Genomic DNA, 12269 nt, shown 5'->3' on the forward strand with positions numbered 1-12269 from the left:
CCATTTTAACAATATTGTTTAGCGCAACTTAGCCGTGTTCTGCCTCGTGTGCGGCCAGTGCTGCCAGGTTGACAAGGTCGTTAACCGTACTGCCCATCTGGGTGATCTGTGCCGGCTTTTCGAGCCCGATCATCACCGGACCAACAACCGTACCACCGCCCAGCTTGTCGAGAAGCTTTGACGCCGTTGTCGCCGCATGAAGGGCCGGCATTACAAGCACGTTGGCCGGGCCGGAAAGACGGCAGAACGGATAAAGCTTCAACAGTTCAGTATCAAGAGCCACATCAACCGCAATATCACCATCGAATTCAAAATCGACATTACTGCGCTCAAGGATACCGACCGCCTCGCGGATACGGTCGGTATCTGCACTCCACGGGTTGCCAAACGTCGAATGCGATACCATTGCCACACGCGGCTCGTGACCAAGCTGACGGGCTTTCTCGGCCGCCTGGATCGCAATCTCGGCAAGCTGCTCCGCATCGGGCATGTTATGCACGCGCGTATCGGCAATAAACACCGTCCGGCCTTTGGCAATTGCAATCGAAAGACCCATCGGGATTTCGCCCGACTTGGCATCGATCACCGAACTGATATCGGTAAAGCTGCGATGGAAGTTTCGCGTCAAGCCGGTAATCAGGCCATCGGCGTCACCCTTGGCCACCATGACGGCGGCAAAGACGTTACGCTTCTGGTTGACCATGCGTTGGCAATCGCGCCACAGGAAGCCTTTACGCTGCAGGCGACCATACAGGAACTCGGCATATTCCTTGTTCTTGTGAGAAAGGGCCGCGTTGCTGATTTCAACACCCTCAAGGCTTTCGATACCGAGCGATTTGGCCGATTCCGCGATCCGGTCCTCGCGCCCGATCAGGATCGGGGTACCATAACCGGAATTGCGATAGGCCACAGCCGCACGAATAACGGTTTCCTCTTCACCCTCGGCAAAGGCAATCCGTTTCGGATGCGCCCGCACATAATCGGAAATCAGTTGTAGATGGGCCGCCGTCGGATCAAGGCGACCGCGCAGCTGATTTTCATATTCCGCCATGTCAATGATCGGTCGGCGTGCAACACCACTGTCCATCGCGGCCTGTGCCACGGCCTTAGGCACCGCAATGATCAGGCGCGGATCAAACGGTGCCGGAATGATATATTCCGGACCATATTGCAGGCGACGGCCGGAATAAGCCGCAGCAACCTCGTCAGGCACATCTTCACGCGCCAGTGACGCCACCGCATGGGCCGCGGCAATCTTCATTTCCTCGTTGATCGTGGATGCCTGAACGTCAAGCGCCCCGCGGAAGATATAAGGGAAACCAAGCACGTTATTGATCTGGTTGGCATAGTCCGAACGCCCGGTTGCACAGATCGCGTCATTTCGGATCGCGGCGACGTCTTCCGGGCTGATTTCCGGATCCGGGTTTGCCATGGCAAAGATGATAGGCTGTTTGGCCATGCTTTTGACCATGGCCGCCGTCACCGCGCCCTTGACCGACAGGCCAAAGAACGCATCCGCCCCGTCCATCGCTTCTTCCAGCGTGCGAGCATCTGTTTCGGCCGCGTGCGCCGATTTCCACTGGTTCATGCCGTCTTCACGGCCCTTGTAAATCACCCCGCGCGAATCGCACATGATGACATTATCGGGTGTGACTCCCATGCTTTTGACCAGTTCGCAACATGCAATCGCCGCCGCACCCGCACCGTTGATCACAAGCTTGATGTCTTTAAGCTCGCGCCCCGTCAGGTCGCAGGCATTGATCAGGCCGGATGCGGCAATAATCGCCGTACCGTGCTGGTCGTCATGGAATACCGGAATATCCATCAGTTCGCGCAAGCGTTGCTCGATGATGAAGCATTCCGGGGCCTTGATGTCTTCAAGGTTGATCCCGCCGAACGACGCGCCAAGGAAGCGCACGCAATTGACGAACTCGTCAACATCCTCGGTCGACACTTCAAGGTCCAGCCCGTCAACATCGGCAAAACGCTTGAACAGGACCGCTTTGCCTTCCATTACCGGCTTGGATGCCAGCGCACCCAGATTGCCAAGCCCCAGAACGGCCGTACCATTCGAGATCACGGCGACGATATTGCCCTTGGACGTATAGTCATAGGCCGTTGCCGGATTCTTGGCGATTTCGAGGCATGGCACCGCCACACCTGGTGAATATGCAAGTGAAAGATCGCGCTGTGTGGTCAGCGGCTTCGACGGAGTGATTTCGATTTTTCCGGGGCGGCCACTTGAATGAAACAGCAGCGCTTCACGGTCACGAACCTTGATTTCTGAATCTGACATATATTTTCACTGACGCTTGCGTGGTGGATTGGAAAGCGGCGAGAACCTGTAAACTTTAACCCGACAATCAGGTGTGGAGCCGTCATGCCGGACCGCTCAATAAATCAGGCTTCTGGCCCCGGGTCAAAGGCGACGTTAACGGCAACCGCAAAATTACGTAGCGTTTTCCGTATGTTGCAGCGCATCATATGCCAACCGGACATAAGAAAGGCGATCATTTCTGATCGCCTTTTACGTTTTAGCAAACCATGTCCGTCATGCCGAAAAATGCAAATACGCACTCAAAATCAAGGGATTATCCCTGATGCAGATGAATGTTTTCCGCGCCGTGCTTTTTCAGAATCGCGGTCGCCTTGGCTTCTGCATCGTCCTTGTCGGGATCAATCCGCACCCACAGGATCACCGACCCGGCATTGATCGCGCGGGCGAAATCTTCGGTATGCGGGGTTGATGTAACTTCCTCGATAAATTCGCGAAGCGCCACGGCGCCAACGCCCGCACCAACCGCAAGCGCCACCGGCGCGGTTGCCGCCCCGCCAAACAGTGCAATCGCCCCCGATGCCACCAAGGGCACCTCGTATTTTGCTTCACCGACCAGCGCGGTCAGCACATCGGACCAGGACCGGCCATCCGACCCGGCAACATCAATTGATTCATGGGAACTTAAAACCGACAGGTCCGTGCGCGAAAATCCGCTATCGCGCAATTCCCGAACTGCGGCATCAAAGCCGTCTTTTGTATCGAATAATCCAACCAGTTCCGGTGCCTGACGGTTCGCTTGGTCTGCTGCCATCTTCTTATCTCCTTGGTCACTGGTCAAAGGGCGGCAAATCGGCGATGATCGCGCTACTTTGCTGCCTGCGTATCTTAACATATTTTACAGAAAATCAGGCATTGCAATGGCATAGGTCAAAAACTGCTACCGGGCCGTTTCATCCCCTCGTCAATGCCTTCAGGGTTTGCTATCACACTCGCCATGAACAATATTGCCGATCCTTCCGATACTCAGACCGTCCCTCTTTCGTTCGATACCGAAGGTGCGACCCCGATGATGATGCAGTTCCTTGAAATCAAGGAACAGTATCAGGACTGCCTGCTGTTTTACCGCATGGGCGACTTTTACGAGCTGTTCTTCGACGATGCCGTCAAGGCGGCCGAGGCACTCGATATCGCGCTGACAAAACGTGGCAAACATCAGGGTAACGAAATTCCCATGGCCGGTGTTCCCGTCCATAGCCACGAAACATATCTTCAGCGTCTGATTCGCAAGGGTTTCCGTGTCGCTGTCTGCGAACAGATGGAAGACCCGGCCGAGGCCAAGAAACGCGGCGCCAAATCCGTCGTCAAACGCGGCGTTGTCCGACTGATCACGCCCGGCACCCTGACCGAAGACAGCCTTCTGGATGCCCGGCGCCATAACTATCTGGCTGCGGTGTCCGAAGTTCGCGGCAAGGTCGGTCTAGCTTGGCTTGATATGTCGACCGGCGATTTTTATGTTCAGCCCTGTGATATGAGCGGGCTTCCTGCCGCCCTTGCCCGTCTTGACGCTGGTGAGCTTCTGATATCGGACAAACTTCTGAATCGTTCGGAAATGTTCGATATCTACGCCGAATACAAAAACGTCATCACACCGCAACCCGCATCACGCTTTGATGCCGAAAATGCCCAGCTGCGCCTTAAAAAACTATATGAAGTTGCGGCCCTGGACGCTTTTGGCGGATTCGAAATTGCCGAACTTTCGGCGGCCGGGGCGCTAATCGATTATGTCGATCTGACCCAGAAGGGTCAGATGCCGCGCCTTGCCCCACCGCAACGCATGGCTGCGGGTGCTGCAATGGAAATCGATGCCGCCACCCGCCGGTCACTGGAATTGACCCAGACCCAATCAGGTGAGCGCAAGGGATCACTTTTATCGGTCATCGACCGTACCCGCACTGGCGCAGGTGCACGCTTGCTAGCCGCCCGTCTGTCCGCACCGCTGACCGATGCGGGCACGATCAATAAACGCCTTGATCTGGTCTCCTATTTCCATGATCGCGATGCCCTACGGTCCGATCTGCGCGCTGCCCTTGGCGAATGTCCGGATATCGAACGTGCATTGTCACGTCTGTCCGTCGGTCGTGGCGGCCCACGCGATCTGGCTGCCATGCGCGATGGTCTGGCCTGTGCCTTTGCGATTGGCAACCTTTTGCACAAACCCGATGGCGGCAATGACGGCCTGACCGCGCAACCCGCCTCCCTTGTCGATCATTTGACCGATATGGGCCATCACGGCGATCTGGTTGATCTTCTGCGCCGGTCGCTCAGCGAAAATCTGCCGTTGCTGGCACGTGATGGCGGCTTTATCGCGGGTGGTTATCACCCGCCGCTTGATGAATTGCGCATGCTTTCAAGCGAAAGCAAAAAGCTGATCGCCAATCTGCAGGCCCGATATACCGAACAAACGGCCATCACCAGCCTTAAGGTCAAACACAACAACGTCCTTGGCTACTTCATCGAAGTACCGGCCAAACAGGCTGACCGGATGATGGAAATCGATGAATTTATTCATCGCCAGACCATGGCCAATGCGGTTCGTTTCACCACGGTCGAGCTGTCCGAGCTCGAAAGCAAGGTTTCCAAGGCCGGGGATCAGGCGCTTGCACTTGAACTCGAACTGTTTGACTCACTGGTCACGGGCGTCCTTGAACATGCCGACGCCATCGCGCGCTGTGCACAGGCGCTTGCCGGGCTTGATGTGTCGGCCGCGTTGGCCGAACTGGCGCGTGATCAGGGATGTATCCGCCCGACCATTGATGATAGCCTTGCCTTTGATATCCGTGGCGGTCGCCATCCAGTGGTGGAAGCCGCCCTGCGCGAAAATGGCGACAGCCCCTTTGTCGCCAATGACTGCCGCCTTGAAGGCGAACAAAGCCTTTGGCTGATTACTGGTCCGAACATGGCCGGTAAATCGACCTTCCTGCGCCAGAATGCCCTGATTGCGGTTCTGGCCCAGATCGGTGCCTTTGTCCCGGCGGAAACGGCGCATATCGGTGTGATTGACCGGCTGTTTTCGCGTGTGGGGGCGGCGGATGATCTGGCGCGTGGCCGGTCGACCTTCATGGTCGAAATGGTCGAAACCGCCGCCATCCTTAATCAGGCATCCGATCGTTCGCTGGTTATTCTTGATGAAATCGGGCGCGGCACGGCAACATTTGATGGTCTTTCGATTGCCTGGGCGGTTGTTGAAAACCTGCATGAAGTCAATAAATGCCGTGGCCTTTTCGCAACCCACTATCATGAACTCACAGCCCTTGCCGCCAAGCTTGCCCATCTGTCCTGCCACACCATGCTGATCAAGGAATGGCAGGGCGAAGTCGTCTTCCTGCACGAAGTCGGTGCAGGAAGTGCGGATCGGTCTTATGGCATTCATGTTGCCCAGCTCGCAGGCCTGCCTAAACCAGTGATCAAACGCGCCGAACAGGTACTGAAAACCCTGGAGAAGGGCGAACAGGGCGGTGCGGTTTCCAAACTGGCCGATGACCTGCCGCTTTTTGCTGCCGCAATCGAGCAGGTCAAACAGGAAGAAAAAGCCAAATCCCCTGCATTGTCGCCAGAACAAAAGGCCCTTCTGGATGCTGTGGCTGAAATCGATCCCGATAACATGACCCCGCGCGAAGCACTTGATGCGCTATATCGCTTGCGCGCCATACGCGTTTGATCTCGCATCTGTCGCGAAAAATATCGGCCACCGCATTAAAAACAGGCACTTTGCCCTTATATCAGGCAGGTGCCTGTTTGCTTTTTGATGTTAAACTCCGGCGATCAGCCGAACACTGGCATCGGAAACACGGCATGCCATATGCATTGGGATGGACCCAATAGGGCAACCAACCCGTTCATGCCAGACCCGACCGAGGAAACCACTTCAAGTGACGTATAGAATCAAGAAACAGCGCGAAATCATCGACCGCCGCAAAATCTTTGCCGAGCTTGAAACCATCGCTGCCAATGCGGATCTGACATCCTTCAAACAGCGTGCGGAAATCCTTAGACACCTCAAAGCCGTTCTGGAAGATGGCCGCAAGGTCATCCGTGCCCGTTTCGAAGAAACCAATTCCGGGCAGGACGCGGTCTTTTCCAACAGTTTCCTGATCGATCAGATTGTACGTCTGATCCATGATTTCGCCCTGAAATTCGTCTATCCGCTGCATAATCCAACCAATGAGCAACGCATGGCGGTTGTCGCGGTCGGCGGTTACGGTCGCGGCGATATGGCGCCGCAATCTGATGTCGATATCCTGTTTCTGTTCCCCTACAAACAAACCGCGCATGGCGAACAGGTTGTCGAATACATCCTTTATATGCTCTGGGATTTAGGGCTGAAGGTCGGACATGCCACCCGTTCGATTGATGACTGCCTGCGCATGGGCAAACAGGACATCACAATTCGCACCAACCTGCTTGAAAGCCGGTTCGTATGGGCGGATGAAGAAGTCTATAAAGCCTTCCGCACCCGTTTCATGGAAGAACTGGTCAAGGGCACGGGGCTTGAATTCATCGAAGGCAAGCTGAACGAACGCGATGAACGCCACATTCGCATGGGTGATTCCCGCTATGTGGTTGAACCCAACGTCAAGGACGGCAAAGGCGGCCTTCGCGATCTTCATACCCTGTTCTGGATCGGCAAATATCTTTACCGTGTCAGCAACCCGCTTGAACTGGTCGACCTCAAAGTCCTGACCCGCAAGGAAGCACAAGGCTTTCTGAAAGCACAAAACTTCCTGTGGTCGGTGCGCTGCTGGCTGCATTACCTGACCGGACGCGAAGAAGACCGCCTGACATTTGATATGCAGCGCGATATTGCCGATAAGCTTGGCTATACCGACCATGCAGGCGCATCAGGTGTCGAACGCTTCATGAAACACTATTATCTGATGGTGAAACATGTCGGCAACCTGACCCGCATCTTCTGTGCCGCCCTTGAAGAACGCCATCAACGCAAACCGCTAATCCGCTTCCCGGCACGTTTTTTCGGTAGCAAGGAAATCGACGGTTTCCAGTTGCGCAATGATCGCCTGACCGTCGACAGCCTCGAAACCCTTCAAAGTGACCCGATACAGATATTACGCCTATTCCTTGTCGCCCATCAGAACGGGGTCGGCATTCATCCCGAAACGCTGCGCTGGGTAACACAAAGTCTGAAACTGGTCGATCACAAGTTGCAAAAGGATCCGGCCGCGAACGAGGTCTTTCTTGAGATCCTGACACACCGCGATACCCCCGATATCCCGCTTCGCAAAATGAACGAAGCCGGGCTGCTTGGCCGTTTCATACCGGATTTCGGTCGTGTCGTTGCCCAGATGCAATATGACATGTACCACACCTATACCGTGGACGAGCACACCATCCGCGCGATCGGCATATTGAACCAGATCGAACGCGGCGAACTGGCAGAAGAAGCCCCGGTCGCCACCCGTATCATGGAAAAGGTGATTTCGCGTCGCGTGCTTTATGTCGCGGTATTGCTTCATGATATCGCCAAGGGCCGAGGCGGTGATCATTCGGAACTCGGCGCCGAAGTCGCCGAAAAGCTTTGTCCGCGTCTGGGCCTGTCGCCTGCCGATACCGAAACCGTCGCCTGGCTGGTCAAAGCCCATCTGTGGATGAGCCTGACGGCATTCAAACGTGACCTGAATGACCCGACGACGATTCGCGCCTTTGCCGATCTGGTCCAGTCACAGGAAAGACTGCGTTTGCTGCTGTGTCTGACGGTCGCCGATATTCGCGCTGTTGGCCCGAATGTCTGGAACGGCTGGAAAGCGACCCTTCTGCGCGAACTGTTCTATGCCACCGATGACTTGCTTTCGGGCGGCCTGAATGCCGACAGTCGCGATTCGCGTGTCGCCCGTGCCCAGCAGAAATTGCGCGACGCCCTTGCCGCATCCGGTTCCAACTGGCCAGAACAGGATGTCGAGGACTTCATTGATCGCGGTTATCCGTCCTATTGGCTCAGTTTTGACACCGAAACCCATGTCCGTCATGCCCATTTGACCCGTGATGCCAAGGCAAGCGGTGCGGACATCACGATCGATATGCGAATCGAAACCGATATCGATGCCACCGAAATCATTGTCCACACCACCGATCATCCCGGGCTGTTTTCCCAGATTGCCGGATCGATGGCGCTGTGTGGCGCCAATGTCGTCGATGCCAAAATCCTGACCCTTGCCGACGGCATGGCACTTGATACCTTCTTTATCCAGGATACCAATGGCGAGGCCTTCAACGACAAATCCAAGCTTGATAAATTACGCAAAACGCTTGAACAGGTGATTTCAGGCCGTCTGCGACCGAGTCAGGAAATCGAACGTCGCCAGATCAAGGATAACAAACACCGTACCGCCGTGTTCAAGGTTGAACCAAACGTCATCATCGACAACAAGGCCAGCCGCACCCACACGGTCATTGAAATTACCGCGCGCGACCGGCAGGGTCTGCTTTACGACGTCACACGCACGTTACGTGATCTTTCGCTGCAAATCGCATCGGCGCGTATTTCGACCTTTGGCGAACGCGCAGTCGACGTTTTCTACGTCAAGGACGTGTTTGGTCTGAAAATTGATAGCCGCACCAAATTCCTGCAGGTCAAGGAAACCCTAACCCAAACCTTGGAAAACGGCTGAACACCGACCCGAAAACACAAAATCCCCGCCCCTGCGATTGGCCAAACGCCAAATCGCCCCGGCAGGGATCCGTGTTCAATGGTGCAAGCACCATGATCGAATTTTGATTTGTATCGGAAGTTTGAACGGACGAGGGCTGGTCGGTCCTGAAACCTGATGTTATGGCCTGTTGTCCCGTAACATCATATTCCTCGGAGTGCAGCAGGTTGAGGTGGAGCGCCTTTATCCCTCGTCCGGTCAGAATAGCGAGGCTCGCGTCCCAACGAATCCTCAGCGAGTTGCAATGTATGAGTATTGCAGCATATTTTCTGTGACGGTTGTCACAACCCCGTGCATTTTTTACAAAACCACAGCCCATTTCACAAAAGTTCAATGTTTGTGTGCCCATTTAGGCAAAAATTATCGCGGCTCTCTCACCGCTAATCCGCCGTCATTACGAGTTATTCACCTTCGACTGGCAGATTTCATAACTATCGAACCCGGTGGGGCTCTTTGCCACGGTTAAAAATATATTCTGGTTCATAACTTTTTCGGATTTGATCGCGAATGTCGCTCGTACGTTCCATTGCCACGGTCAGTGGTTTTACCCTGATCTCGCGTCTTCTGGGTTTTGCCCGCGACATCATGATTGCCGGGATGCTAGGTGCCGGTGGCATGGCCGATGCCTTTTTCGTCGCCTTCAAATTTCCCAACCTGTTCCGCCGCCTGTTTGGCGAAGGCGCGTTTAACGCCGCCTTTGTACCTTTGCTAGCCGGTGATATCGAAAAACGCGGCCTTGATGTCGCGCGTGAATTTGCCGCACGCGCCATGTCGATGCTGATCCTGATTACCGGTTTTCTGGTCGCGATCATCGAAATCACCATGCCTTGGGCAATGCATGTCTTTGCACCGGGGTTTGCCGAAGACCCGGAAAAATTCGCCCTTGCCGTCGAACTGTCGCGTATTACCTTCCCCTATCTCGCCTTCATTTCGGCTGTTGCCCTGATGTCGGGTGTGCTTAACACCCTGCACCGCTATGCCGCGGCAGCGGGTGCGCCCATCATCCTCAATATCTGTCTGATCGCTGCCCTTCTGGGACTGACACCGATGACCGAAACCCCGGCCCATGCCCTGGCATGGGGGGTTGCGATTGCCGGTATCGCGCAGTTCGTTTGTCTGGTGATTGCCTGCAAACGCGCCGGTTTTGTCATAAAATGGCAATTGCCCAAAATTGATGACCGGATAAAGTTGCTGGGCAAACGCATGATCCCGGGCATGATCGGTGCGGGCGTCTATCAGTTGAACCTGCTGATCGATACCATGCTGGCATCCCTTGTTTCGGATGGTGCCGTATCCTGGCTTTACTATGCCGACCGCGTCCATCAATTACCGCTGGGCGTCATCGGTATCGCGATTGGCACCGCCCTGCTGCCGACCCTGTCACGCCAGCTTCAGGGCGCGGATGCCAAAACCGCGATGTATAGCCAGAATCGCGGCATCGAAATCGCATTGCTGCTGACCCTGCCTTCCGCGGTTGCGCTTGGCGTAATGGGTATTCCGATCATCAATGTCCTGTTTGAACGCGGTGCCTTTGGTGCCAGCGAAACACTGATGACTGGCATGGCACTGACCATTTTTGCCTTTGGCTTGCCCGCGTCGGTTCTGGTCAAGGTTCTCGCGCCGGGATTCTTTGCGCGCGAAGATACCAAAACGCCCATCCGCATCGGCATTTCCGCCATGGTGATCAATATCGTTCTGATCATCGCCCTGATGCCGACCTTCGGCCATCTTGGCATTGCGGCAGCAACCTCGACCTCGGTCTGGATCAATGCAGGCGCGCTTGGCTGGATTCTGCACAAACGCGGTGATCTGGCCTTTGACGACCGGCTTAAACGCCGGGTACCACGCATCTTGCTGTCATCGGTTCTGATGGGGCTTGCCCTGTGGTTTGCCATCGACTGGCTGTGGCAAAATGACGCCCTTTCAATCACGCGCGTCATCACCATGGCCGGGCTGGTCAGTGGCGGGTTGCTGATTTACGCCGTCACCGCACAGCTTTCGGGCGCGACCAGTTTCTCGGAACTGAAAGCAACTCTTAAACGCGGCAACACTGCCTGAAGACGACTATTGCGGCTTATTTCCGTCATTTCGGGACAAGCCGCTTGACCAAATCCGGTCCGGCGGCTTAACTCCCGCCCGAAGATTTGCAGGCTCGTCCGCCGGCGGGTGTCCAAAACCTGGCGGAGCATGCAGATCAATCAACACATTTTTGGAAATGGACGACATCGTTATGGAACGTGTTTTTTCGGGTGCTCAGCCCACCGGTAACCTTCATCTTGGCAACTATCTTGGTGCGATCCGCAACTGGGTCGCGCTGCAGAAAGACTTCGAATGCATCTTCTGCGTCGTTGATCTGCATGCCATAACCGTCTGGCAAGAGCCCAATGAACTGCGTTCCAACATCCGCGAACTTGCTGCCAGCATGATTGCATCTGGCATCGATCCGGAAAAACATGTCCTGTTCAACCAAAGTCAGGTTTCGGCACATGCCGAACTGGCCTGGATTTTCAACTGTGTCGCGCGCATCGGCTGGCTGAACCGGATGACCCAGTTCAAGGAAAAAGCTGGCAAGAATCGTGAAAACGCATCACTTGGTCTATATGCCTATCCCAGCCTGATGGCCGCCGACATTCTGGCCTACAAGGCGACCCATGTGCCGGTCGGCGAAGACCAGAAGCAGCATCTTGAACTGACCCGCGACATTGCGATCAAATTCAACAACGATTTTGGCGTCGAGTTTTTCCCACAGCCAGATCCGCTGATTCTTGGTCCGGCAACGCGCGTGATGTCACTACGTGACGGTTCGAAAAAGATGTCGAAATCCGATGCATCGGATATGTCGCGCATCAACATGACCGACGATGCCGACACGCTGGCAAAGAAAATCCGCAAGGCCAAAACCGATCCGGAACCGCTGCCAAGCGAGGCTGCGGGTCTCGAAGGCCGCCCCGAGGCCAAAAACCTGATCACCATCTATGCCGCACTGACCGATGCAAATGTTGCTGACGTTCTGGCAGAACATGGTGGAACCCAGTTCTCGGGCTTCAAACAGGCGCTGACCGATGTTGTTGTCGAAAAACTGGCACCAATCACCGAAGAAATGGCACGTCTTAAAGCCGACAATACCTATATCGACGCAGTTCTGGCAAAGGGTGCAGAACGTGCGGATGCCATTGCCCAGCCGATCCTCAAAGAGGTCAAGGAAATCGTCGGTTTCCTTAATCGCTAAAATCGCCAAGGATTCGTTACCAAATCAAAACAAAACCCGA

General features: G+C 55.1%; 6 protein-coding genes. 4 read left to right on the forward strand and 2 right to left on the reverse strand.

Annotated features, from left to right (window positions below; translation table 11 throughout):
• Positions 1-28 precede the first annotated feature (28 nt).
• Together SMB34_RS07565 and SMB34_RS07570 are read right to left on the reverse strand one after the other, a co-directional pair.
• Positions 29-2296: an NADP-dependent malic enzyme gene (locus SMB34_RS07565; RefSeq protein ID WP_037988975.1), complete on the reverse strand. Its 2268-nt coding sequence runs from the start codon at positions 2294-2296 to the stop codon at positions 29-31.
• 295 nt (positions 2297-2591) lie between these two features.
• Entirely contained in the window at positions 2592-3089 is a 498-nt protein-coding gene (locus tag SMB34_RS07570; protein ID WP_037988977.1) for a hypothetical protein, read from the reverse strand.
• A gap of 183 nt (positions 3090-3272) precedes the next feature.
• Here SMB34_RS07570 and mutS point away from each other — a divergent pair, with 183 nt between their 5' ends.
• From mutS to trpS, 4 genes are all read left to right on the forward strand, one after another.
• The gene (mutS, locus tag SMB34_RS07575) at positions 3273-5996 is read left to right on the forward strand and encodes a DNA mismatch repair protein MutS (RefSeq protein ID WP_037988978.1); all 2724 of its coding nucleotides are present in this window, start codon (positions 3273-3275) and stop codon (positions 5994-5996) included.
• 211 nt (positions 5997-6207) lie between these two features.
• Positions 6208-8961, forward strand: a complete 2754-nt coding sequence (locus SMB34_RS07580) for a [protein-PII] uridylyltransferase (protein ID WP_037988980.1) — start codon at positions 6208-6210, stop codon at positions 8959-8961.
• A 546-nt stretch (positions 8962-9507) separates the two neighbouring features.
• The gene (murJ, locus tag SMB34_RS07585) at positions 9508-11058 is read left to right on the forward strand and encodes a murein biosynthesis integral membrane protein MurJ (RefSeq protein ID WP_007088539.1); all 1551 of its coding nucleotides are present in this window, start codon (positions 9508-9510) and stop codon (positions 11056-11058) included.
• A gap of 172 nt (positions 11059-11230) precedes the next feature.
• On the forward strand, positions 11231-12229 hold the full coding sequence (trpS, locus tag SMB34_RS07590) for a tryptophan--tRNA ligase (RefSeq protein WP_007088538.1): 999 nt from the start codon (positions 11231-11233) through the stop codon (positions 12227-12229).
• Positions 12230-12269: the final 40 nt, after the last annotated feature.

This window comes from Thalassospira permensis NBRC 106175 (assembly GCF_000714555.1).
Taxonomy (GTDB): Bacteria; Pseudomonadota; Alphaproteobacteria; order Rhodospirillales; family Thalassospiraceae; genus Thalassospira; species Thalassospira xiamenensis.

Bases quoted from the DNA above. Each gene is read 5' to 3' on its own strand.
- SMB34_RS07565 (WP_037988975.1), bottom strand. From the start codon at position 2,296: ATGTCAGATTCAGAAATCAAGGTTCGTGACCGTGAAGCGCTGCTGTTT.
- SMB34_RS07570 (WP_037988977.1), bottom strand. From the start codon at position 3,089: ATGGCAGCAGACCAAGCGAACCGTCAGGCACCGGAACTGGTTGGATTA.
- mutS (WP_037988978.1), top strand. From the start codon at position 3,273: ATGAACAATATTGCCGATCCTTCCGATACTCAGACCGTCCCTCTTTCG.
- murJ (WP_007088539.1), top strand. From the start codon at position 9,508: ATGTCGCTCGTACGTTCCATTGCCACGGTCAGTGGTTTTACCCTGATC.
- trpS (WP_007088538.1), top strand. From the start codon at position 11,231: ATGGAACGTGTTTTTTCGGGTGCTCAGCCCACCGGTAACCTTCATCTT.